The sequence below is a fragment of the Acerihabitans sp. genome (assembly GCF_036398755.1).
In the GTDB taxonomy this organism is placed as follows: Bacteria; Pseudomonadota; Gammaproteobacteria; order Enterobacterales; family Enterobacteriaceae; genus Acerihabitans.
The window spans coordinates 1-22316 of the sequence record NZ_DASWOM010000012.1 but is presented as its reverse complement, the minus strand read 5'-3'; the positions used below and the strand labels follow the sequence as shown (position 1 = coordinate 22316).

Genomic DNA, 22316 nt, shown 5'->3' with positions numbered 1-22316 from the left:
GAATGTAATGAAAAAACGGCTGGTCGCCCTGGTCTGCCTGGCGTTTTCGGGCGCCGCGCTGGCGGATGACGCGCTGCCGGTCCAGGTGATGGATGCCGCGCTGCACGCCAAACTACCCCAGGATATCCAGCAGTCGGGGCAAATTATATCGGTAAATAACGGTTCGTTCCCTCCCTATGAAATAGCCACCAGCACCCATTCACTGGACGGCGCCAGCGCCGATTTGGCCCAGGCGCTGGGGCAATTGCTGGGCGTCAAGATCGAACACGCCTCGGTAAGCGGCCTGTCCGGCGTGCTGAGCGGCATAAATTCCGGCCGCTACCAGATGGCCATCGGTCCAATCGGCGACTTTCCCGATCGCGAACAAAAAAATGATTTTATCGATTTTGTTCAGGAATTCGTGGTATTCGCGGTACCCAAGGGCAACCCCGCCGGCATCAACAGCCTGATGGATACCTGCGGCAAGCGCATCGCGGTGATGGCCGCCGGTTCGGCCGAACAGGTTATCCGCAAACAGTCCGCCGCCTGCGCCGCGGCCGGCAAGGCGGAGGTGACCGTCGCCTCCTTTACCGATCAGCCCACCTCGGTGCTGGCGGTACGTTCCGGCCGCGTCGACGCCTTTTTCTCCTCACAGGCGCCCCTGACCTATTTTGTGGCGCAAACCAACGGCCAGCTGGAATTGACCGGCCAGGGCCAGGCCAATGGGTTTGACGATTTATTCCAGGGATCGGTGGTGCCGAAGGACTCGCCGTTCGGCGCGGTGGTGCTGGAAGCCTATCAGAAGCTGTTTGCCAACGGCACCTATGCCGCCATTATGAAAAAATGGCATCTACAGGACAATATGCTCAAGGCGCCGGGTCGCAACCTGGGCGCTCATCCCGGTGCCAAATCATGATTGACCCTTCTACCGATCCCACGCAGGCGCCGCCCAACAGCGAGCGCGACGTGCGTTACGCGCGTCCGCCGGGGCGGCTGGGCCATGCCATCTTGTGGGGCGTGGTGTTGTTGATTGCCGCCGATGTTATCTGGGTGGTCGCCGGCAACAAAAACTTTGAATGGCAGGTGGTCAGGGCATGGTTTACCGAGGCGTCGGTGTTGCGCGGCCTGGGGGTGACGCTGGGACTGACCGTTATCTCCATGGTGCTCGGGGTGGTGCTCGGCCTGCTGCTGGCGGTGGCCCGGCTGTCCGATCACCGGCTGCTGCGCGGCCTGGCGGGGCTGTATATCTGGTTCTTTCGCGGCACGCCGCTGCTGGTGCAGCTGATTTTCTGGTACAACCTGTCGACGCTGTTCCCGCGCGTAACGCTCGGCCTGCCGTTTATCGGCCCGGTCTACGCCAGTTGGAACACCAACGATTTGATTACGCCCCTGACCGCCGCCATCGCCGGCCTGGCGCTTAATGAGGCCGCCTATATGGCGGAAATTATCCGCGCCGGACTGCTGTCGGTGGATACCGGCCAGGTGGAAACCACCCAGGCGTTCGGCATGAGCCGCGGCCGGGCGTTGCGCCGCATTATCATTCCCCAGGCGATGCGGTCGATTATTCCCCCCACCGGCAACCAGCTTATCAGCATGATCAAAGCCACGTCGCTGGTGAGCGTCATCGCCATGGGCGATTTGCTCTATTCGGTGCAGTCGGTCTATAACCGCACCTTTGAAGTGGTGCCGATGCTGATGGTGGCGGTGATCTGGTATCTGATCATCACCTCGGTGCTGAACGTGGCGCAGTCCGCCATTGAGCGCTACTATGCCCGCGGCACCCTGCGCCGCGAAACGATGACCCGGCGGCGTCCGGCTTCACCGGCGGATACCCTGGCGGGAGAAAAATAATGATGCGGCAAACTTCCGTTCCGCTGGTCCGCGCGGTGGACGTGCACAAGAGCTATGGTGAGCATGAGGTGCTCAAGGGCATCGACCTGGAGGTTCATCCGGGCGAGGTGGTGGTGATCCTCGGACCTTCCGGTTCGGGAAAGTCGACCTTTCTGCGTTGTATTAACCATTTGGAGGATATAAACCAGGGATCGATCATCGTCGGCGACCACCAGGTGGGCTATGAGCTGCGCAAGGGGGTGCTGCATAAACTCTCCCCGCGCGCCATTGCGCGCCAACGCCAGGAGATCGGCATGGTGTTCCAGCAGTTTAATCTGTATCCCCACATGACGGTGCTGCAAAATATTATCGAAGCGCCGATCGGCGTACATAAACAAAGCCGCCGCGACGCCGTGCGCTACGCGCGCGAGCTGCTGCAAACGGTCGGATTGAGTGAAAAGGCCGATGCCTATCCGCGCCATCTTTCCGGCGGCCAGCAGCAGCGGGTGGCTATCGCCCGGGCGCTGGCCATCCGGCCCAAGCTGATGCTGTTTGACGAACCGACCTCCGCGCTGGATCCGGAGCTGGTGGGCGAGGTGCTGGCCACCATGCGCAGCCTGGCGGATCAGGGACTGACGATGATCGTGGTGACCCACGAGATAGGTTTCGCCAGGGAGGCGGCGGATCGGGTGGTGTTTATGGATCAGGGCGTGGTGGTTGAACAGGGCGTACCCGGGGAGGTACTGGTTAATCCCCGGCATCCGCGCACCCGCGCCTTTCTCAGCCGGTTTCTGTAACCGGCCGGGCCTTATACGCGGCAATAATGCGCCGGTATGTAAATCTGTTACAGATATCTGTGGTAAAGCGTGGGAAATAGCGTAAAAAGCGATTATTATGTATCAATCGCTGGTTTTATCAGCAAGCATTAATCAAGAAGGTGAGTATGGAAGGTTTAAGCATTACCAAATTGTTAGTCATCGGCGCCTTGATTGTGCTGTTGTTCGGCACCAATAAGCTGCGCAGCCTGGGTGGCGACCTCGGCGCGGCAATCAAAGGTTTCAAAAAGGCGATGGGCAGCGACGATGCGGCGGCCCCGAAAACCCAGGCTGATGAAACCGCGGCCCCGCAGGTTACGGAACGTAAAGACTAAACCGGCTTTGATTGCAGATCCAGACAAAAGGATGGTGCCACACCATCCTTTTTGCTGCCCGTAACCCGCGGTTAACGGGATAGGGCGCCGGTTATTTTACCTCAATGCCCTTGGCCTGCAGATCGGCATGGTATGACGAACGCACGAACGGACCGCACGCCGCGTGGGTAAAGCCCATCGCCATGGCTTCCGCCTTCATTTCGTCGAATTCCTGCGGGCTGACGTAACGCTTCACCGCCAGATGATGACGGCTGGGCTGCAGATACTGGCCCAGGGTCAGCATGGTTACGCCGTGACGGCGCAGATCGCGCATGACCTCGACAATTTCCGCGTTGGTTTCGCCGAGGCCCACCATCAGGCCGGATTTGGTCGGCAGGTCGGGATTGGCTTCCTTGAAGCGCTCAAGCAGTTTCAGCGACCAGTTGTAGTCGGCGCCCGGACGCACCTGGCGGTAGAGCCGCGGCACATTTTCCAGATTATGGTTAAACACATCCGGCGGCGCGGCGTTCAGGATCTCCAGCGCCCGATCCATGCGGCCGCGGAAATCAGGCACCAGCGTTTCAATTTTGATGGTGGGGTTTTTCGCCCGGATGGCGGTGATGCAATCGGCAAAATGCTGGGCGCCGCCGTCGCGCAGGTCGTCGCGATCCACCGAGGTGACCACCACGTAGCGCAGCCCCATATCAGCAATGGTTTGCCCCAGTTTTTCCGGCTCATTGGCGTCGGGCTGGGTCGGCCTGCCGTGGGCCACGTCGCAGAACGGGCAGCGGCGGGTGCAGATGGCGCCGAGGATCATAAAGGTGGCGGTGCCATGGTTAAAACACTCGGACAAATTCGGGCACGATGCCTCCTCGCAGACGGAGTGCAGGCCGTTTTTTCGCATGGCGGCCTTGATACCCTGGATACGCGTGGAGTCCGACGGCAGTTTGATCTTCATCCATTCCGGTTTACGCAGCATTTCCTGACGCTCTACCGCCACGGTTTTAATCGGGATTAGAGCCATCTTATCGGCGTCGCGGTATTTAACGCCGCGTTCCATCTGTATCGGTTTAGTCATAGTCTCGCAGGTCCCGTCCCGAATGTGCCAGCATCAATGTCATCACCAACGCTGTTACGTGATTGTTCAAATAAATTTGATAAAACGTCAAAAATTATAACATGGTTAAGCGCATGCTTTCAGCCCAAAAAAGCGATTATTGCGAAACCGGGTCCAGCTCGGCGGGATAATCCCCGGCGCGCCAGGGCAGCATACGGGTGGGAGGATTGCCCAGCCGTTGCAGAAATACCCTGGTCAGCACCGGCGCCACGTCGTCCACGCGGGTGCCCGCCGCCAGATCGCTCACCTGGGTCATGCGCAACCCGGCGTAGCCGCAGGGATTGATCCGCAGGAAGGGCGAGAGATCCATGGCGATGTTCAGCGCCAGGCCGTGGAACGAACAGCCCTTGCGAATACGCAATCCCAGCGAACAAATTTTATCGTCATTCACATAGACCCCCGGCGCGTCCGCGCGCGCGCGCGCCGCGATGGCGAATTGGCCCAGGGTGTCCACCACCGTGTCCTCCAGCAGCGTGACCAGCTGGCGCACGCCCAGCTTGCGGCGCTTGAGGTTTAGCAGGACGTACAGGATTTGCTGGCCGGGGCCGTGAAACGTGACCTGGCCGCCGCGGTCGCTCTGGATAACCGGAATGGCGCCCGGCGCCAGGATATGCTCGGCTTTGCCGGCCTGCCCCTGGGTGAACACCTGCGGATGCTGGACCAGCCAGATTTCGTCCGGCGTGGACGCGTCCCGGCTGTCGGTGAAGACGTGCATGGCTCGCGCCACCACATCATAGGGCTGCAGGCCGAGCTGGCGGATAATGATGGTTTCCTGTGACACAGGCGACTCCCGGTTTACAGAACCATGCGGACCTGTTCGATATTGCCCAGCTCCTCATAGAGCGCTTCGACCTGCTCGATATGGGTCGCGGTAATGGTGATGGACACCGCATGGTAGTTGCCTTTGCTGCTTGGCTTGACCTGCGGGGTGTAATCGCCCGGCGCGTGGCGCTGTATTACCTCGACCACCTGATCGACCAGCTCCGGACGCGCGACGCCCATCACTTTATAGGTAAACGAGCAGGGAAACTCGAGCAGTTCATTCAATTTGGTTTTCATTGGCGCTCCGGTAGCGTAACTGCCACGCAATGGGATATTTGACGCGGGTTGTGCCCGTGAGCACGGCGTGGTCATAAACCCGCCCCCGCCCGGGCGGGAGCTATCTGTATTATATGGGGGCGGATTTGCCGCCGACAAGCCGTGGCGGCATTAAGCGAACCAATGATGGAACATCAGCTTGATGTAATCCACCAGACGGCTGAAGATATTGCCTTCCTGCACCTGGTTCAGGACCACCAGCGGATGCTGATCGATGGTCTTGCCGTCCAGCTGGAAGTTGATGGTGCCCACCTGCTGGCCTTTGGCCAGAGGCGCATGCAATTCCTTCTGGTTTAAAGTATAGCTGGCTTTCAGATCTTTCATCCGCCCGCGGGGAATGGTCAGGTAGGCGTCGGTTTCCACGCCCAGCTTGACGCTGTCGGTATCGCCGAACCACACCGGCTCGGCGGCGAATTCCTTGCCACCCTTCAACGGCGCCACGGTTTCAAAAAAGCGGAAACCCCAGGTGAGCAGCTTGCGGGTTTCGCTTTCGCGCCCCTTGGGCGAATGGCCGCCCATCACCGCCGAAATCAGCCGCATCGGGCCGTCGGTGGCCGAGGCTACCAGGTTGAAGCCGGCGGAGTCGGTATGGCCGGTCTTGATACCGTCGACGTTCAGGCCGGTATCCCATAGCAGGCCGTTTCGGTTCATCTGCCGGATATTGTTAAAGGTAAACTCTCTTTCTTTATAAGTGGCGTATTCCTCCGGCACATCGCGGATCAGGGCTTTGCCGATCAACGCCATGTCGCGGGCGGAACTGTACTGGCCGGGCGCGTCAAGGCCGTGCACGGTTTCAAACTGGGTGTTTTGCAGCCCCAGCGCTTTGACGTAATTGTTCATCAAGCCGACAAAGGCGTCTTGGCTGCCGGCGACATAATCGGCCATGGCCACGCAGGCATCGTTGCCGGACTGGAGGATAATCCCGCGGTTAAGCTGCGATACCGGCACGCGATCGCCGGGCTTGAGGAACATCAGCGAGGAGCCCTTGAACACCGGATTGCCGGTCGCCCAGGCGTCTTTGTTGACGGTGATGATATCGTTCGGGGTAATTTTGCCCGATTTTATCGCCTGGCCGATGACATAACTGGTCATCATTTTGGTCAGGCTGGCCGGATCGCGACGGGTATCGGCATTCTGCTCCGCCAGTACCTTGCCGGAGTTGTAATCGATCAGGATATAGGTTTCGGCATCAATTTGCGGCACGCCGGGAATCATGGTCTTCAGATTCACATCATCGGCATGGCTATTTGAAAGGGGGATCAGCGCAATAAGGGTGCTTAAGGCTAAGCGCCTGAATAAAAGATGGCTCATTACTTTATTCATGTCGGGACAACAGCATCCGTGGGAGTAAGTTAAAATCGTGCCACACTATAGCAGAAGTAAAAAAGGCCGGCATCAGGCAATCCGTTACCCGTCGGGGAGAACCTTTTAAGAATGTTTCAGCCGGCCCGCACCCCGGCTATTCCGGCGCCGTGGTGACAAACGATTGCTGCTGCGCTTCGCCGGCCAGGCGCTGCTGTACGCCGACGGCCTGCTGCCGGGAGCTGAACGGCCCCAGTTGCACCCGGTACAGCGCGCCGTTGGCGGTGACCTTGCCCGGCACGCCGAATTTCTGGCTCAGGCTTTGCTGCCAGGCGACCGCGCGCTGCCGGTCGCCGATTGCGCCGACCTGCACCACGTAACGGCCGGATGCCGCCGCGGGCGAGGCCGCCGGTGCGGCCACGGCCGTGGTACGCGTCGTCGCGCCCGGCGATGCCGTGGCGCCCGCTGAAACGGGCGGCGGCTGGGTTACGTAGGGCGGGGCGATGGCGGCGTGGGTCGTTGCCGCGCCCGTGGAATAGGATGACGGCTGCGCCGCCGCCGGTGAAGCGATGGCCGGTTCGGGCTGGCTGCTTTCAATCACGCCGGGCGGCAGAGCGGAAGGGGCGCCGAGAAAGCCGCCGCCGCGACCGCCTCCGGCGGCTAACGGCGCGCCGTCGGCGTCATCGTTCGCCGGCGTAGGATCGGCCACCTGGCGAACCGCGCCGCTATCGACCGGCGGCGCGGACGACTGCATGACCGGCGTGCCCATCGCGCCGGTACCCAGGTCGGGCCGCGGCGGCAGCGCATAGTTCTGTTTAGCCACCACGGTGCCGACGGTGCCGGGGCCGGACAGCGTGCCGTCCGGCGCCACCTGGATAAAGTCGACCCGCACCTTGCTGTTATTGGAAATATTCAGGCGGTCGCCCGCCGCGCGCGACAGATCGATAATGCGCCCAGGGGTATAGGGCCCACGATCGTTGACCCGTACCACCAGTTGACGGCCGTTGCTGATATTGGTCACCCGCACATAGCTTGGGATGGGCAGGGTGGGATGCGCGGCGGTCAGGGCGCCGGCGTCGAACTGCTCACCGGTGGCGGTAACGCTGCTGCCGCTGGATTCGGCGTCATACCATGCGGCCAGGCCGGTTTCGCTGTAGTTCTGCGGGTTTTTGATAATGCGATAAGTTTTGCCGTTGACTTCATAGTCCTGGCTGGTGGCCGGGTTGTAAGGCTCGTAGCGCGGCTCCACGCCGCTTATCTCAACCACCGGCCCGTTGTATGCCGCGGCGGGCGCCTGCTGCTGCTGCGTCGTCTCCGTCGTGCTACAGGCCGTGAGCAATAACCCTATCACGCCGATCCAGTGCCATTCCTTACGCATTGCTCACCTCTATAAGTTTTTAGACAACATTTTACGATGAGTATGTATCGACATGACGATACCAAACCCCGCCATCAGTACGATTAATGCCGAGCCACCGTAGCTCACCAGCGGCAGCGGAACGCCGACCACCGGTAAGATACCACTTACCATGCCGATATTCACGAAGACATAAACGAACAAAATCAGCATCAAACCCCCCGCCATAACCCGACCGAAGGTGGTTTGCGCCTTGGCGGCGATCACCAGTCCGCGCATGATTACGCACAGGTATAACCCTAAAAGCACCAGAACGCCAATCAAGCCCAGCTCTTCGCCCAGTACGGCGAAAATAAAATCGGTATGGCGCTCCGGCAGGAATTCCAGTTGGGACTGGGTGCCGTGCAGCCAGCCCTTGCCGCTCAGCCCGCCGGAGCCGATGGCGATTTTGGATTGAATGATATGATAACCGGCGCCGAGCGGATCGGTCTCCGGATCGAGCAGCATCATGACGCGATCGCGCTGGTAGTCATGCATCAGAAAGAACCACAGGATCGGGATAAAGGCCGCCACCAGCAGCGCCGCCACCCCAATCAGCTTCCAGCTCATGCCGGAGAGAAACAGCACGAACAGCCCGGAGGCGGCGATCAGAATGGCGGTGCCGAGGTCGGGCTGCGCCGCCACCAGCAGCGTGGGCAGAAAAATCAGCACCAGGGCGATGGCGGTATTCTTCAGCGAAGGCGGACAGCTGTCGCGGTTGATAAACCGCGCCACCATCAGCGGTACCGCGATTTTGGCGATCTCGGACGGCTGGAAGCGCACAAACCCCAGGTCCAGCCAGCGCTGGGCGCCTTTACTGATCTGCCCGAAGGCGTCCACCGCCACCAGCAGGACCACGCTGATAATATACAGATAGGGCGCCCAGGCCTCGTAAACCCGCGGCGGCACCTGCGCCAACACCAGCATCACCAGCAGGCCCATGAAAATCTGGCCGATCTTGCGCTCCATCATGCCGACATCCTGGCCGCTGGCGCTCCACATGACCATGGCGCTATAGGCCAGCAGCAGCGTAATCAGAAACAGGAAAGGCACATCGATATGGAGCTTATTCCAGAACGCCCCGTTTTGCTGGTTATCGGTCATGGTTAATCACCTTCAGTGCCGGGCGGAGCAGGCTGCTCGGCCGGTAAATCCGTCGTATTGTCGCCCAGCATGATATGGTCCAGGATCTGGCGGGTAATGGTGCCGACCGCCGGGCCGATGCCGCCGTTTTCCAGGATCACCACCACCGCCACCGTCGGTTTGTCATACGGGGCGAACGCGGTCATCAGCTTATGATCGCGCAGATGTTCGGCAATTTTATGGGCGTTATACACTTCATTGGCCTTCAGGCCATACACCTGCGCGGTGCCCGATTTGGCGGCGATTTTATACGGCGAATCGGCAAAACTTTTGCGCGCCGTGCCGTTGGCGCGGTTGGCGACGCCGTACATGCCGTCCTTGGCCACTTCCCAATAACCGGAATGCGGGTCGCCGATCTGGGTATGCTCCGGCTGTTTATAAGGCACCAGTTGGCCGTTCTCCCGGGTGCTGTACAGCAAATGCGGGATACGCACCGCGCCGTCATTAATCAGCGACATCAAGGCCTTGGACATTTGCACCGGCGTGGCGGTCCAGTAACCCTGGCCGATGCCCACCGGGATGGTATCGCCCAGGTACCAGGGCTTTTTAAAGCGCATAAGTTTCCATTCCCGGGTCGGCATCACGCCGGCACGCTCCTCCGACAGGTCGATCCCGGTGTAGGAGCCGTAGCCGAACTTGGACATCCATTCCGATAGCCGGTCGATGCCCAGGTCATAGGCCACCTGGTAGAAAAAAGTATCCGCCGATTCCTCCAGCGCCTTGGTGACGTTAAGCCGGCCGTGTCCCCATTTTTTCCAGTCGCGATAGCGTTTTTCCGAACCGGGCAGTTGCCACCAACCCGGATCGAACAGCGAGTAGCTGCGGTTAATGGTGCCCAGGGTCAGGGCGGATACCGCGATATAGGGCTTGACGGTGGAGGCGGGCGGGTAGACCCCCTGGGTGGCGCGGTTGATAAGCGGCCGGTTTTCGTCCTGCAACAGGTTGCGATAGTCCTTGCTGGTGATGCCGTCGACAAACAGGTTGGGATCATAGCTGGGATTGGACACCAGCGCGCGAATGCCGCCGTCGCGCGGATCGGCCACTATGACCGCCGCCCGGCTGCCGGCCAGCAGTTTCTCGATATAGGTCTGCAGGTGCAGGTCAATCGTCAGGTAGATATCCTTCCCGGCCTGGGGCGGCTGTTCATGCAACTGGCGGATCACCCGGCCGCGGTTGTTGACTTCCACCTCTTCGTACCCGGTCTTGCCGTGCAGGGTGTTCTCGTAAAAGCGCTCGATGCCGAGCTTGCCGATATCATTGGTGGCGGCGTAGTTGGCCAGGATACCGTCCTTGTCCAGCCGCTCGACGTCTTTATCATTTATCTTGGAGACGTAGCCGATGACATGGGTCAGCGCCGAGCCGTAAGGATAATAGCGCCGCTGGTAGCCTTTGACTTCCACGCCCGGGAAATTGAATTGGTTTACCGCAAAGCGGGCCTGTTGCACCTCGGTCAGGCCGACCTTAAGCGGCAGGGAGGTAAACCGGTGCGAGCGGCTGCGCTCTTTTTTGAAGTTGGCGATATCGTCGTCGGTCAAATCGACAATGGGCCTGAGCGCGTCGATGGTCCCTTTCAGGTCGTCGATTTTCTCCGGCATCAGTTCCAACTGGTAAATGGTGCGGTTCAGCGCCAGCGGGATGCCGTTGCGATCGTAGATGATGCCGCGGCTGGGGGCGATAGGCACCAGCTTGATGCGATTTTCGTTGGAGCGGGTGCGATAGTCTTCAAAACGGGTAATCTGCAGGTGATAGAGATTGGCGATCAATATCCCGCTTAAAACCAGGATACCGAGAAATGCCACCAGCGCCCGGCGGACAAACAGTGCCGACTCAGCTGAATAGTCGCGAAAGGGGTTATGATCTATTTTCATTCCGCGGGGTTATTTCACTCTGCACATCTTCACCGGTTTACTCCCGGTGATATGGATGGTTGGTGGTAATGCTCCAGGCACGATACAGGCTCTCCGCGACTAACACCCGAACTAAAGGATGAGGCAAGGTTAACGGCGATAACGACCAGCTTTGCTCCGCGGCCGCTTTGCAAGCCGGCGCCAGCCCCTCGGGACCGCCGATAAGCAGGCTGACGTCACGGCCGTCCTGCTTCCAGCGTTCCAGTTGTTGCGCCAGCAACGGGGTTTCCCAAGGCGTGCCCGGGATATCCAGCGTCACGATGCGGTTTCCTTTGCCAACCGCCGCCAGCATCAGTTCGCCTTCTTTTTCCAGAATCCGGCCGATGTCCGCATTCTTGCCCCGCTTGCCGGCCGGAATTTCATTCAGTTCGAACGGCATATCCTTGGGAAAGCGACGCATATAATCGGTAAAGCCGGTCTGCACCCAATCCGGCATTTTGGTGCCCACCGCGATAAGCTGCAGTCTCACCGGTCAGCTCCAGAGCTTTTCCAGCTCATAAAGATTGCGGCTTTCCGCCTGCATGACGTGGACTATCACGTCTCCCAGGTCGACCACTATCCAGTCGGCGATTTTCTCGCCTTCGACGCCCAGGGGCATCAGGCCGGCGGTGCGGGACTCCTGTACTACGTGGTCGGCGATGGACATCACATGACGGCTGGATGTACCGGTGCAGATGACCATGCAGTCGGTAATACTGGATTTACCGCGTACGTCGATGGAAATAATATCCTGGCCTTTCAAATCATCAATTTTATCAATGACGAATTCTTTGAGCGTGTTACCTTGCAAAGGTTCCCCCTTCGGTGTGCTTTGCCTGCGTTGTCGCGATGGACGCCGCAAATGTAGAGGTTGGCTGTCTGACGGATATGCCAGAACTGACTGACCGGGATTCCGCGGCCGGCGCAGGGACCGGCCCGCCAAAGGCGGCGGGCGGGAAAAAGCGTAAACTTCAGCCGAAGAATTAAGCCGCGCAGTATAGCATGGGCCAAACGCTAGCGATATAAGCCCTGTTCATCAATATAGCGTTGCACCGACGGCGAAAGCATATCGTTGCAGCGCAGTCCGGCGTGGCGGCGTTCGCGAATCAATGAGGCGGAAATTGACAGCTCCGGCGTCGGCGCCAGGTAGATAAGCCCGGCGGGCTGCCGGTGCAGTTGACTGATATCCCCGGTCAACCGGGACTCGAGCCAGGCTTGCAATGCCGGTGTCGCCATCTTACCGCCATATCCCGGCCGGGCGCAAACCAGCAGATGACAGCTATCCAGCAGTTCCAGGCCCCGGTGCCACTGCGGCAGCGTCAGCAGGGAATCCTGGCCGATGATAAAACCCAGCGGCGCTTCGGCGCCGCGCTCCCGGCGCAGGGTTTCGAAGGTTTCCACCGTCCAGGACGGGTTATCGCGCCGCAGCTCGCGATCGTCGATGTCGAACAGCGACCCCGCGGTGTCGGCTATCGCCAACTGCACCATGGTCAGGCGCTGCTGCGCGCTGGCCTCGGGCTGCGGACGGTGCGGCGGTACGTTGTTGGGCAGCAGGGTGATGCGCTCAAGGCCCACCAGCCTGGCGAGGGCAATGGCCGGTTTGATATGGCCGTAATGAATCGGATCAAATGTGCCGCCGAAGATGGCGGTCAGTTGACCGGCCTGCGCGGCGGCGCGCGGCGTGGTGTCGGCGTTGTCAGACATTGAGGGTCTCGGGCAGGGATTTACCGCACAGCAGCAGCGAGAGGGATTCCAGATCGGTCCAGACCGGGTAGCCGTAATCCTGTTTCAAGGCGATTTCCATACTGGTCATCAGGCTGACCGCCTGGTGCAGCTGGCGAGACGACAGGCGTTGCAGCGCTTGGGTCAGCAGCGCCCGGCGGTTTTGCCAGACCTTGTGCTGGTCAAACAGGGCGCGCAGCGGCATGCGCCGCATGTCGCGATGCAACGCCAAGAGCGTTAACACTTCCCGCTGCAGGCTGCGCAGCAGAATCACCGGTTCGCTGGCCTCATGGCGCAACTGCCTGAGAATATGCGCCGCCCGTTTGCTCTTGCCGCCCAGCAGCGCGTCCACCCAGTGAAACGGGGTAAAATGCGCCGCGTCGTTGACCGCCGTTTCCACCCGCGGCAGGGTCAGGCTGCCGTCGGGAAAGACCAGCGACAACCGCTCCAGCGCCTGCGACAGCGCCAGCAGATTGCCTTCATAACAATAGCAAAGCAGCTGGCTGGCGGCATCGTCCAGCGTCAGGTTCATGGCTTTGGCGCGCGTCGCCAGCCAGCGGGGCAACTGGGCCTGCTCGGGGGTGGCGCAGGTGATGAATACCGCTTCCTTGCCCAGCGCCTTGAACCAGGCGCTGTTTTCCTGGGCGCGGGTCAGGCGCGCGCCGCGCAGCATTAACAGCAAATCCGGGTGGAGCAGGGTGGAAAGCAGCAATAATTTTTCGCCGATGGGGGCGCTGGCGCCGTTTTCCGGCAGGATTAACAGCAGGGTCTGGCGATTGGCGAACAGGCTCATCGCCTGGCAAAGACTGAAAATTTCATCCCAATCGGTGGCGGCGTCGAGCGTAATGCTGAAATGTTCGCTGAACTGATGCGATTGCGCCTGGCGGCGAATCGCATCCTGGCTTTCCTGCAGCAGCAATGGGTCGTTCCCGAACAGCAGATAGCAAGGGCGCAGCGTTTCCTTTAGCTGCGCGCCCAGCTGTTCCGGGTAAAGCCTGATCATTGCTCTTCCGTGGCCGCGGTCGGCGTTTCAATCACTTCAATGCCCGAGGCGTCGCCCGGTTTGGCGGCGGTGGTTCCCTTGGTTCCCACGGCATTGGCCTGCGCCGTTTTTTGCAGCTTGGCGTCCACGGCATCGTTGGCTTCAACCGCGGCATGGACCGCCAGCAGTTTGCGCACTAACTGCTGCGCGGCCTGTTCGCGCAGTTCCTGGCGGATAATGTCGTTTTCATTGTCCTTGGCAAGCGCGGTGAGCGGGTTGTCAAAGAACGAACGGAATACCCGGATGCGGATGGGGAAAAGATCCTTGCCCGGCGTCAGCACCTGGGCCTGCACGTCAAGCACCAGCTGGTACTCGGCGGTTTTACCGTCCTGAAACACCGATACCGTCGAACGGCCTTCCGACGAGCCGGTAATGCGCAGTGACGAGAGCTTTTTGGCGCGCGGATCATTGTCCTTGACGATGGTGACGTCGCTGAGCCGCAGCTGCGAGCGCACGGCCCGGGTCAGCGGTCCATAGGGATCGTAGCTGCTAAAGGTTAAGGTCTTTAATTCATTTGGCACTTTTGTGGTGCCGCGCAGATGAAAACCGCAGCCCGCGGTAACCAGCACCGCGAACCCCAGCAACAACGCTATAGTACGATGTCGCACAACGCCTCCTTGTCTTAACCCACAACCAGGTTAAGCAGTTTGCCAGGTACGTAAATCACTTTACGCACCGTGAACCCTTCCAGGTGTTTCGCCACCAGATGTTCCTGGACGGCGCGTTCACGCACCAGCGCCTCGTCGGCGTCGGCGGGAACGGTAATTCTTCCGCGCAGTTTACCATTGACCTGAATAACCACCAGCTTCGCGTCTTCAACCATAGCCGTTTCATCGGCAACAGGCCATGGGGCGGTGTCAATATCGCCCTCGCCGCCCAGCGCCCGCCACAGCGCAAAGCTTGCGTGGGGGGTAAACGGATACAGCATGCGCACCACCGCCAGCAGCGCTTCCTGCAGCAGGGCGCGGTCCTGCGCGGTGTCCTGCGGCAAGCGCGCCAGCTTGTTCATCAGTTCCATGATGGCGGCGATGGCGGTATTGAACGTCTGTCGGCGGCCGATATCGTCGTTTACCTTGGCGATGGTTTTATGCAGTTCGCGGCGCAAATTCTTCTGCGCGTCGTCAAGGGCGGACACATCAAGCCGGCCGGCGGCGCCAAGCTGCGTATGATCGTAGACCAGTTTCCAGACGCGTTTCAGAAAACGGTTGGCCCCCTCGACGCCGGACTCTTGCCATTCCAGCGTCATTTCCGCCGGCGAGGCGAACATCATAAACAGACGCACGGTATCGGCGCCGTATTTTTCCACCATGATTTGCGGATCGATGCCGTTGTTTTTCGATTTCGACATCTTGCTCATGCCGGCATACACCAGCTCGCGTCCATCCTTGCCGACGGCTTTGACGATGCGGCCTTTATCATCGCGTTCAACCTCGACATCCACCGGCGAGATCCAGATTTGTTCGCCGCCGTCGCCCAGGTGATAAAACGCGTCCGCCAGCACCATGCCCTGGCACAGCAGGCGTTTAGCCGGTTCATCGGAACTGACCAGGCCGGCGTCGCGCAGCAGCTTATGATAAAAGCGGAAATACATCAGGTGCATGATGGCATGTTCGATGCCGCCGACATATTGATCCACCGGCAGCCAGTAATTGGCGGCGGCGGGGTCCAGCATGCCGGTATCGTAATGCGGGCAGGTGTAGCGCGCGTAGTACCAGCTGGATTCCATAAAGGTATCGAAGGTATCGGTCTCGCGCAGCGCCGGCCTGCCGTTGACGGTGGTTTTCGCCCATTCGGGATCGGCTTTTATCGGGCTGGAAATCCCGTCCATGACCACATCTTCCGGCAGCAGCACCGGCAGCTGATCGTCGGGGGTCGGGATAACGGTGCCGTCTTCCAGGGTGACCATCGGAATCGGCGCTCCCCAGTAACGCTGGCGCGAAACGCCCCAGTCGCGCAGGCGGTAATTGACTTTACGCTCGCCGACGCCGGCGGCCACCAGCTTATCGGCGACGGCGTTAAAGCCGGCGCCATGATCCAGGCCGTCGAATTCGCCGGAGTTGAACAGCACGCCTTTTTCGGTCATGGCCTGCTGGCCGAGATCCGGCGCGGTGCCGTCGGCGGCCAGGATCACCGCTTTAATCGGCAAATGATATTTCGCGGCGAATTCCCAATCGCGCTGATCGTGGCCGGGCACGGCCATTACCGCGCCGGTGCCGTATTCCATCAGCACAAAATTGGCGACCCATATCGGCACCGATTCACCGCTTAACGGATGTATGGCGAACAGCCCGGTCGCCATGCCTTTTTTCTCCATGGTGGCCATTTCGGCTTCGGCCACTTTGGTATTACGGCACTCGGCGATAAAATCGGCCAGGGCCGGATTGCCGGCGGCGGCCGCCAGCGACAGGGGATGGCCGGCGGCGACGGCCAGGTAGGTCACGCCCATGAAAGTATCGGGACGGGTGGTGTAAACCGACAGCGTTTCCTCGCTGTGCGCCACCGCAAACCGGATCTCCACCCCTTCGGAGCGGCCAATCCAGTTGCGCTGCATGGTTTTCACCTGTTCCGGCCAGCTTTCCAGGGTGTCCAGTCCATACAGCAGTTCATCGGCGTAGGCGGTGATTTTCACAAACCATTGCGGTATTTCCTTGCGCTCGACCTTGGTGCCGCAGCGCCAGCAGCCGCCTTCTATAACCTGCTCGTTGGCCAGCACCGTCTGGTCATGGGGGCACCAGTTGACCGCCGAAGTCTTTTTATACACCAGGCCCTTTTCATACAGCCGGGCAAAGAACCACTGTTCCCAGCGATAATATTCCGGCCGGCAGGTCGTGACCTCGCGGTCCCAGTCATAACCGAAGCCCAGCAGTTTAAGCTGGGTTTTCATATACGCGATATTATCGTAGGTCCAGGGCGCCGGCGCCGTATTGTTCTTGACCGCCGCGCCTTCCGCCGGCAGGCCGAAGGCGTCCCAGCCGATGGGCTGCAGCACGTTCTTGCCCAGCATGCGCTGGTAGCGCGCGATAACATCGCCAATGGTGTAGTTGCGCACGTGGCCCATGTGCAGGCGGCCGGAGGGATAAGGGAGCATGGAAAGGCAGTAATATTTTTCCTTGCCCGTATCCTCGGTAACCTTGAAGGTTTGGTGTTCATGCCAGTGAAGCTGGACGTGGGATTCTATCTCTTCCGGGCGATATTGCTCTTGCATGGCAGCCAGTGGTCCTATAGTGAAAATACAGCTACGCTCGCGTTGTCTACCGAACGTTGATAACAAAAGATCCGCATAGCATAGCTGATAAGCAACGGCGGCAACAACACCCAGCGCCACCCTGAGGCGTATTTCTGCCACATAAGGACGGATCCGGACGAATTAATGCGTTGCGCCATGCTTTATACCGAATGAGTTTACCGTTATAGACTAAAATTATCAGCATGATACCTAATTTGTTCCGGCCAGAAGGCCATTTCGGGTGATGCTGGCGGATTTCAGGAGAAGACGATGGATAAGGTGGCTCAATATTATCGCCAATTGCTGGCCTCGCTAAGCCAACAGCTTGAGCAGGGGGAAAGGAATATCGATACGCTGGTGGAGGATGCGCGCCAGCGTTTGCTGGCCACCGGCGATTTAACGCCGGCGGAAGTGGATAACGTTACCCGGGCGGTACGCCGCGATCTGGAAGAGTTTGCCCGCAGCTATGATGAGAGCCGCGCCGAGGATACCGATAGCGTGTTTACCCGGGTCATCAAGGAGAGCCTGTGGCAGGAACTGGCGGATATCACCGATAAAACCCAGCTGGAATGGCAGGAAGTTTTTAAAGATGTCAGCCATCACGGCGTGTACAGCAGCGGGGAGGTGGTCGGGCTGGGCAATCTTGTCTGCGAACGGTGCCGCCATTCCCTGGCGTTTTATACGCCGGAAGTCCTGCCGCTGTGCCCGGAATGCGGATTTGATCAGTTCCAGCGCCGGCCGTTTCAATAACCGATTACGGCAAGGCCGGAGCCTTACCCGCGGCCGGCGTCCGCTGCCGGTCGGAACGCCTCGCGCCGGAGCAACCCTTCCTCGGCGGCCCGCCATCCTGTGCGCGGACCGCCGTGGGCGCTTAGTGCAGTATTTTCGCCAGGAAATCGCGGGCGCGGTCGGTCTGCGGATCCTGGAAGAATGCTTCTTTGTGCGTATCCTCGACGATCTTGCCTTCGTCCATAAAGATCACCCGGTTGGCCACCTTGCGGGCAAAGCCCATTTCGTGGGTGACCACCATCATGGTCATGCCTTCCTGCGCCAGCTCGACCATGACGTCCAGCACTTCATTGATCATTTCCGGATCCAGCGCCGAGGTCGGCTCATCGAACAGCATCGCCACCGGGTCCATGCACAGGGCGCGGGCAATCGCCACCCGCTGCTGCTGGCCGCCGGAAAGCTGGCCGGGGAATTTGTTGGCCTGGGCGGACAAACCCACCCGTTCCAGTAGTTTCAGGCCTTTCTCGCGCGAGGCGTCCTTATTGCGCTTTAGCACTTTAACCTGCGCCAGCGTCAGATTGTTGATGATCGACAGATGCGGAAACAGTTCAAAATGCTGGAATACCATGCCCACTTTGGCGCGCAGCTGGGCCAGGTTGGTGCGCTTGTCGTTGACGACGATATCATTGACCATGATCTGGCCGCGCTGGATAGGTTCCAGCCCGTTGACGGTTTTGATAAGCGTGGATTTACCCGACCCTGAAGGTCCGCAGACCACGACCACTTCGCCGGTCTGCACTTCGGTCGAGCAATCGTTCAGAACCTGAAAATGACCGTACCATTTAGAAATATTTTTCAGGGAAATCATCAAACCGTCCTTTTCTTCAAATAGTTTACCAGCAGGGAAGCGCTGAGGCTGATAACAAAATATACCGCGCCGGCAAACAGGATCATTTCCACCTGGGTGCCGTCGCGCTCGCCCACCGACGACGCGGTGCGGAAAAAGTCCGCCAGGCTTAATACATACACCAGCGACGTATCCTGGAACAGGACGATACCCTGGGTCAGCAGCAGCGGCACCATGGCGCGAAACGCCTGCGGCAATACCACCAGCTGCATGGACTGCCAGGGCGTCATGCCCAGCGCCAGCGCCGCCGACGCCTGGCCGCGCGCGATGCTGATAATCCCGGCGCGGATAATCTCGGAATAGTACGCCGCTTCAAACAGCGAGAAGGCCACCATGGCCGAAATCAGCCGGATATCGGTCTTGGGCGACAGTCCCAGCACCTTCTGCAAAAAACTGGGAACGACTAAATAAAACCACAACAGAACCATCAAAAGCGGCACCGAGCGGAATAGATTAACGTATAGTTTGGCAAACCAGCTTACCGGCCACAGCGGCGACAGGCGCATTACCGCCAGCACGGTGCCCCAGACAATGCCGACGAACACGGCGGTAAAGGTGATTTTCAGCGTTAGCAGCATGCCCTGCATCATGTAAGGCAGGCTGGGGACAATGGTACTCCAGTCAAATTGGTACATCATTTACCTCCTGCATGACCGGGCAAACGTACTTTTTTCTCCACCAGATTCATGGCAAACATGATCACCGCATTAATGATCAGGTAGCCGATGGTTATCGCGGTAAAAGACTCATACGCATGGGCGGAATAATCCAGCAGCTTGCCTGCCTGCGCCGCCATATCCACCAGGCCGATGGTGGAAGCCACCGCGGAGTTTTTCACCAGGTTAAGCATTTCCGAGGTCATCGGCGGCACTATCACGCGGTAGGCATTCGGCAGCAGCACGTAACGATAGGTTTGCGGCAGGGTCAGGCCCATCGCCAGCCCGGCTGCCATCTGTCCTGAGGCCAGCGACTGGATACCGGCGCGCACCTGTTCGCACACGCGGGCGGCGGTAAACAATCCCAGGCAGACCATGGAAGAGACAAAAAACTGGACGTTCGGATCCAGCCCGGACTTAAACCATGTACCGATGTTGACCGGCAGCAGTTCTGGAACCACCAGGTACCAAATGAAGAACTGCACGATTAAAGGAATGTTACGGAATAACTCGACGTAACAGGTGCCTAAAGCGGCAAGGAAACGGTTTGGAACGGTACGCAGGATGCCGAACAGAGAACCGACCAGCAGCGCGATAATCCAGGCGCATAGCGAGACGGCGATGGTGACTTTGAACCCCGCCCACAGCCAGCCCAGGTAGGTGGTGTTGCCAAAAGGGGCGGCTTCAAAAAAAATGCCCCAGTTCCAATTTATTGACATAAAAAAACTCCGGTAAAAAAGGGTAGCATCGCTACCCTGAAGATTGATGAAGGCCATAGCGGCCGTAGCGCGGGGAACGGCCGCGTCACGTCTGTCTGTCCTGGCCTCCGGCAATCGAGAGGGCGGGGAGTCACCCGCCCTTATTGTCGTTATTAGTTTACGGCTTTGTCGTTAGGGGCCTTGAACAATGCTTTGACGTCATCGGACATGTCGAAATTCATATTCAGGTTTTTCGGCGGAATCGGTTTTTTGAACCAGGTGTCATACCATTTTGCCGCTTCGCCGGAGGTCTGGATGGAAACAATAGTGTCATCAACCAGCTTCTTGAACTGCGGATCGTCTTTACGCATCATGCAGCCATAGGCTTCTTTTGACTGCGGGGTGCCGACGATATCCCACTGATCCGGGTTCTTTGACTTGGCGCGTTCGCCCGCCAGCAGGGCGTCATCCAGCATAAAGGCTTCGGCGCGTCCGGTTTCCAGGGTGCGGAATGAGTCGCCATGATCCTTGGTGGATATGATGCGCATCTTCATTTGCTTTTCGTCGTTCAGCTTGTTGAGCAGCACTTCGGACGTGGTGCCCGCGGTGACAACCACTGTCTTGCCGGCCAGGTCGGAAAAGTCCTTGATGGCGCTGCCTTTTTTAACCGCGATGCGGGTGCCGATCACAAACAGGGTATTGGAAAAATCCACCTGCTTTTGGCGCTCAAGGTTATTGGTGGTCGAGCCGCATTCAAAATCATAGGTGCCGTTTTGCAGCAGTGGAATACGGTTTTGCGAGGAGATTGGCAGATATTTCACCTGCAGGGAAGGCGCGTCAATTTTCTTTTTGATCGCGTCCACTATGGCATCGGAATAGGCCTGGGAATAGCCCACGACTTTTTGCTGGTTATCATAATAGGAAAAAGGAACCGATGATTCCCGATGGCCAACCACGATCACGCCGTTATCTTTGATTTTCTTCAGGGTGCCCGTGAGGTCTTCCGCATGGGCCATGCTGCCGGCCATACCCAGTACCAGTAATGATAAAGCCAATTTGCGCATTTGCATTTTCCAACTCCTTTGCTGTCACTACGGCGCTCAAGGGGTAAGTGCGCCGCAATCATGAGTATCACGTTAAGCTTTGGATCCAGCCTAAAGCGTAAAATCAAAACGGATTACCGTTAAAAAATAGCCGAATGTAAATGTTTTGAAATGAAAAAGTTTTAATTTTGTGAGTTCAAACGCACCAATAGGTGGCGCAAGGTGTCCATTTGCACAATGTGAGTGCGATAGACGCACCATCGCAGCGCATTTATGGCGGAATATTCTCACAATAAAACAGCTTTTGACGACATTCGCTACGTTATACAGCAAAATCCATGCCAGACAAATTATTTGCCTCCGAATGAAGCAGCGGCGGTTTCAGGCCCGCTGCGAGGCTTCGGCCGACAGGGCGACATGGGCTTTAAAGATTTCCAGCGCGCCGGGCAGCAGGGCGGGATCGGCATATTGCGTGTTATCCCACAGTCCGGCGAAGCTGATTGCCCGGCCGCAGTGAATAAATACCTCATCCACGCTGATAATGATCACGCTTTTTGCCGGTTGGCCGTTTTGGGCAAAGCGCAGGCACAGCGCCGGATCCACGGAAATGCGCGCGCTGCCGTTGACCCGAAATCCCTCCATCCAGCCCGGGATCAGGAACAGCATGCCGACAAACGCATTTTGCAGGATATTGCCAAGGCCATCGAGTCGATTGTTGCCGGAGCGATCCGGCAGCAGCAGCGTCTTATCATCCTCCACATGGACAAATCCCGCTTGGCCTCCCTTTGGCGAGCAGTCAATACCGCGCGCGCCCTGGGTGCCGAGGATCATAAAGGGCGACAGGGCAATCAGCCTACGGGCATAGCTATCAAGATGATCGATCTGTTTTTGCACCACCGCTTTATTCGGTTGGGCATAATGCTCGCGCAGCTGGGCGGGATCGGTTAGCAGATAACGGGAATCGGGATTCATACGCAGGCTCTTTAATCAATATGTCACGAGGATGTTACCTGCGGCACGATAACAGCAATGAGAATGATTAACAATAATTAGCCCGCGCAATATATCTGCGAACTTCGAACAAAAGGGGGGCGTTTGCGACAGGATATATGCCGGCTTGGCGGGAGTTTCGCTTGCAGCAGGATATATGCCGGCTTGCGAAAGTTTCGCTTGCCATGCATTGGGTGGCTATATGTATTGCCTGGCGCAGGCAATCGACCAGAGGAACCGTAAACGCACGGTCCCTCTGGACTCCCTGGCGTCCGGCAGGTCGTGCGCCGCTGCGCGGTCCCCGGCATCGCCACATCCCGGCTTTAGGACCGCCCGGCTTGCGCTCCAGGCGCAACCGGACTTTCGCCGCTCCCGGCGGCTCATCCAGCCGCGATGTGCTCTGCCGGCGCACTCTATGCCGGC

Annotated in this window: 24 protein-coding genes; 5 read left to right on the top strand and 19 right to left on the bottom strand. The window is 58.8% G+C overall.

Going from position 1 to position 22316, the window contains the following annotated elements:
• Nucleotides 1-7 precede the first annotated feature (7 nt).
• From VGC33_RS01925 to tatE, 4 genes are all read left to right on the top strand, one after another.
• Nucleotides 8-895, top strand: a complete 888-nt coding sequence (locus VGC33_RS01925) for an ABC transporter substrate-binding protein (RefSeq protein WP_331118540.1) — start codon at nucleotides 8-10, stop codon at nucleotides 893-895.
• Entirely contained in the window at nucleotides 892-1830 is a 939-nt protein-coding gene (locus tag VGC33_RS01920; RefSeq protein WP_331118471.1) for an amino acid ABC transporter permease, read from the top strand. Before VGC33_RS01925 ends, VGC33_RS01920 begins: the two co-directional genes overlap by 4 nt.
• Nucleotides 1830-2606: an amino acid ABC transporter ATP-binding protein gene (locus tag VGC33_RS01915; RefSeq protein ID WP_331118469.1), complete on the top strand. Its 777-nt coding sequence runs from the start codon at nucleotides 1830-1832 to the stop codon at nucleotides 2604-2606. The genes VGC33_RS01920 and VGC33_RS01915 overlap by 1 nt, the downstream gene beginning before the upstream one ends.
• A gap of 146 nt (nucleotides 2607-2752) precedes the next feature.
• On the top strand, nucleotides 2753-2959 hold the full coding sequence (tatE, locus tag VGC33_RS01910) for a twin-arginine translocase subunit TatE (RefSeq protein WP_331118467.1): 207 nt from the start codon (nucleotides 2753-2755) through the stop codon (nucleotides 2957-2959).
• Between the two features lie 91 nt (nucleotides 2960-3050).
• On the opposite strand, the gene lipA is transcribed toward tatE, so the two are convergent.
• The 13 genes from lipA to leuS form a co-directional block, all read right to left on the bottom strand.
• Nucleotides 3051-4016 carry a lipoyl synthase gene (gene lipA, locus VGC33_RS01905; RefSeq protein ID WP_331118465.1) on the bottom strand — a complete coding sequence of 322 codons (966 nt, stop codon included), beginning with the start codon at nucleotides 4014-4016 and terminating at the stop codon, nucleotides 3051-3053.
• Between the two features lie 136 nt (nucleotides 4017-4152).
• The gene (gene lipB / locus VGC33_RS01900) at nucleotides 4153-4836 is read right to left on the bottom strand and encodes a lipoyl(octanoyl) transferase LipB (protein ID WP_331118463.1); all 684 of its coding nucleotides are present in this window, start codon (nucleotides 4834-4836) and stop codon (nucleotides 4153-4155) included.
• A 14-nt stretch (nucleotides 4837-4850) separates the two neighbouring features.
• Nucleotides 4851-5114, bottom strand: a complete 264-nt coding sequence (gene ybeD / locus VGC33_RS01895; RefSeq protein ID WP_331118461.1) for a DUF493 family protein YbeD — start codon at nucleotides 5112-5114, stop codon at nucleotides 4851-4853.
• 150 nt (nucleotides 5115-5264) lie between these two features.
• Nucleotides 5265-6476: a D-alanyl-D-alanine carboxypeptidase DacA gene (gene dacA, locus VGC33_RS01890; RefSeq protein ID WP_331118460.1), complete on the bottom strand. Its 1212-nt coding sequence runs from the start codon at nucleotides 6474-6476 to the stop codon at nucleotides 5265-5267.
• A gap of 136 nt (nucleotides 6477-6612) precedes the next feature.
• Nucleotides 6613-7833 carry an endolytic peptidoglycan transglycosylase RlpA gene (gene rlpA, locus VGC33_RS01885; protein WP_331118458.1) on the bottom strand — a complete coding sequence of 407 codons (1221 nt, stop codon included), beginning with the start codon at nucleotides 7831-7833 and terminating at the stop codon, nucleotides 6613-6615.
• Between the two features lie 9 nt (nucleotides 7834-7842).
• Nucleotides 7843-8955 carry a peptidoglycan glycosyltransferase MrdB gene (gene mrdB / locus VGC33_RS01880; RefSeq protein WP_331118456.1) on the bottom strand — a complete coding sequence of 371 codons (1113 nt, stop codon included), beginning with the start codon at nucleotides 8953-8955 and terminating at the stop codon, nucleotides 7843-7845.
• A gap of 2 nt (nucleotides 8956-8957) precedes the next feature.
• Nucleotides 8958-10862, bottom strand: coding sequence for a peptidoglycan DD-transpeptidase MrdA (mrdA, locus tag VGC33_RS01875; RefSeq protein WP_331118454.1), 1905 nt, complete (start codon nucleotides 10860-10862; stop codon nucleotides 8958-8960).
• A 37-nt stretch (nucleotides 10863-10899) separates the two neighbouring features.
• Nucleotides 10900-11370, bottom strand: a complete 471-nt coding sequence (rlmH, locus tag VGC33_RS01870) for a 23S rRNA (pseudouridine(1915)-N(3))-methyltransferase RlmH (protein ID WP_331118452.1) — start codon at nucleotides 11368-11370, stop codon at nucleotides 10900-10902.
• Nucleotides 11371-11373: 3 nt separating this feature from the next.
• Nucleotides 11374-11691: a ribosome silencing factor gene (rsfS, locus tag VGC33_RS01865; RefSeq protein WP_331118450.1), complete on the bottom strand. Its 318-nt coding sequence runs from the start codon at nucleotides 11689-11691 to the stop codon at nucleotides 11374-11376.
• A gap of 203 nt (nucleotides 11692-11894) precedes the next feature.
• A complete protein-coding gene (nadD, locus tag VGC33_RS01860; RefSeq protein WP_331118448.1) occupies nucleotides 11895-12584 on the bottom strand; it encodes a nicotinate-nucleotide adenylyltransferase in 690 nt (229 codons plus the stop codon).
• Nucleotides 12577-13605, bottom strand: a complete 1029-nt coding sequence (gene holA, locus VGC33_RS01855; protein ID WP_331118446.1) for a DNA polymerase III subunit delta — start codon at nucleotides 13603-13605, stop codon at nucleotides 12577-12579. Before holA ends, nadD begins: the two co-directional genes overlap by 8 nt.
• Nucleotides 13602-14252, bottom strand: coding sequence for an LPS assembly lipoprotein LptE (gene lptE, locus VGC33_RS01850; RefSeq protein ID WP_331118444.1), 651 nt, complete (start codon nucleotides 14250-14252; stop codon nucleotides 13602-13604). The genes holA and lptE overlap by 4 nt, the downstream gene beginning before the upstream one ends.
• Before the next feature lie 14 nt (nucleotides 14253-14266).
• Nucleotides 14267-16849 carry a leucine--tRNA ligase gene (leuS, locus tag VGC33_RS01845; protein ID WP_331118442.1) on the bottom strand — a complete coding sequence of 861 codons (2583 nt, stop codon included), beginning with the start codon at nucleotides 16847-16849 and terminating at the stop codon, nucleotides 14267-14269.
• A gap of 291 nt (nucleotides 16850-17140) precedes the next feature.
• Here leuS and VGC33_RS01840 point away from each other — a divergent pair, with 291 nt between their 5' ends.
• Entirely contained in the window at nucleotides 17141-17620 is a 480-nt protein-coding gene (locus tag VGC33_RS01840; RefSeq protein ID WP_331118440.1) for a zinc ribbon-containing protein, read from the top strand.
• 121 nt (nucleotides 17621-17741) lie between these two features.
• Here the strand turns inward: VGC33_RS01840 and VGC33_RS01835 are convergent, their stop codons facing one another.
• The 6 genes from VGC33_RS01835 to VGC33_RS01810 all read right to left on the bottom strand — a co-directional run.
• Nucleotides 17742-18467, bottom strand: coding sequence for an amino acid ABC transporter ATP-binding protein (locus VGC33_RS01835; RefSeq protein WP_331118438.1), 726 nt, complete (start codon nucleotides 18465-18467; stop codon nucleotides 17742-17744).
• Nucleotides 18467-19141 carry a glutamate/aspartate ABC transporter permease GltK gene (gene gltK / locus VGC33_RS01830; RefSeq protein WP_331118538.1) on the bottom strand — a complete coding sequence of 225 codons (675 nt, stop codon included), beginning with the start codon at nucleotides 19139-19141 and terminating at the stop codon, nucleotides 18467-18469. Before gltK ends, VGC33_RS01835 begins: the two co-directional genes overlap by 1 nt.
• On the bottom strand, nucleotides 19141-19881 hold the full coding sequence (locus tag VGC33_RS01825) for an amino acid ABC transporter permease (RefSeq protein ID WP_331118436.1): 741 nt from the start codon (nucleotides 19879-19881) through the stop codon (nucleotides 19141-19143). Before VGC33_RS01825 ends, gltK begins: the two co-directional genes overlap by 1 nt.
• 152 nt (nucleotides 19882-20033) lie before the next feature.
• A complete protein-coding gene (locus tag VGC33_RS01820) occupies nucleotides 20034-20930 on the bottom strand; it encodes an amino acid ABC transporter substrate-binding protein (protein ID WP_331118434.1) in 897 nt (298 codons plus the stop codon).
• 354 nt (nucleotides 20931-21284) lie between these two features.
• On the bottom strand, nucleotides 21285-21875 hold the full coding sequence (locus VGC33_RS01815) for an MSMEG_1061 family FMN-dependent PPOX-type flavoprotein (RefSeq protein WP_331118432.1): 591 nt from the start codon (nucleotides 21873-21875) through the stop codon (nucleotides 21285-21287).
• 216 nt (nucleotides 21876-22091) lie between these two features.
• A partial coding sequence (locus VGC33_RS01810) for a hypothetical protein (protein ID WP_331118430.1) occupies nucleotides 22092-22316 on the bottom strand: 225 nt, incomplete at its 5' end.

Coding starts and splice junctions, on each gene's coding strand:
- VGC33_RS01920 (WP_331118471.1), top strand. CDS start 892: ATGATTGACCCTTCTACCGATCCCACGCAGGCGCCGCCCAACAGCGAG.
- mrdB (WP_331118456.1), bottom strand. CDS start 8,955: ATGACCGATAACCAGCAAAACGGGGCGTTCTGGAATAAGCTCCATATC.
- rlpA (WP_331118458.1), bottom strand. CDS start 7,833: ATGCGTAAGGAATGGCACTGGATCGGCGTGATAGGGTTATTGCTCACG.
- ybeD (WP_331118461.1), bottom strand. CDS start 5,114: ATGAAAACCAAATTGAATGAACTGCTCGAGTTTCCCTGCTCGTTTACC.
- VGC33_RS01835 (WP_331118438.1), bottom strand. CDS start 18,467: ATGATTTCCCTGAAAAATATTTCTAAATGGTACGGTCATTTTCAGGTT.
- VGC33_RS01915 (WP_331118469.1), top strand. CDS start 1,830: ATGATGCGGCAAACTTCCGTTCCGCTGGTCCGCGCGGTGGACGTGCAC.
- VGC33_RS01820 (WP_331118434.1), bottom strand. CDS start 20,930: ATGCAAATGCGCAAATTGGCTTTATCATTACTGGTACTGGGTATGGCC.
- tatE (WP_331118467.1), top strand. CDS start 2,753: ATGGAAGGTTTAAGCATTACCAAATTGTTAGTCATCGGCGCCTTGATT.
- mrdA (WP_331118454.1), bottom strand. CDS start 10,862: ATGAAAATAGATCATAACCCCTTTCGCGACTATTCAGCTGAGTCGGCA.
- nadD (WP_331118448.1), bottom strand. CDS start 12,584: ATGTCTGACAACGCCGACACCACGCCGCGCGCCGCCGCGCAGGCCGGT.
- leuS (WP_331118442.1), bottom strand. CDS start 16,849: ATGCAAGAGCAATATCGCCCGGAAGAGATAGAATCCCACGTCCAGCTT.
- VGC33_RS01925 (WP_331118540.1), top strand. CDS start 8: ATGAAAAAACGGCTGGTCGCCCTGGTCTGCCTGGCGTTTTCGGGCGCC.
- lipA (WP_331118465.1), bottom strand. CDS start 4,016: ATGACTAAACCGATACAGATGGAACGCGGCGTTAAATACCGCGACGCC.
- dacA (WP_331118460.1), bottom strand. CDS start 6,476: ATGAATAAAGTAATGAGCCATCTTTTATTCAGGCGCTTAGCCTTAAGC.
- VGC33_RS01840 (WP_331118440.1), top strand. CDS start 17,141: ATGGATAAGGTGGCTCAATATTATCGCCAATTGCTGGCCTCGCTAAGC.
- VGC33_RS01815 (WP_331118432.1), bottom strand. CDS start 21,875: ATGAATCCCGATTCCCGTTATCTGCTAACCGATCCCGCCCAGCTGCGC.
- VGC33_RS01825 (WP_331118436.1), bottom strand. CDS start 19,881: ATGTCAATAAATTGGAACTGGGGCATTTTTTTTGAAGCCGCCCCTTTT.
- gltK (WP_331118538.1), bottom strand. CDS start 19,141: ATGTACCAATTTGACTGGAGTACCATTGTCCCCAGCCTGCCTTACATG.
- holA (WP_331118446.1), bottom strand. CDS start 13,605: ATGATCAGGCTTTACCCGGAACAGCTGGGCGCGCAGCTAAAGGAAACG.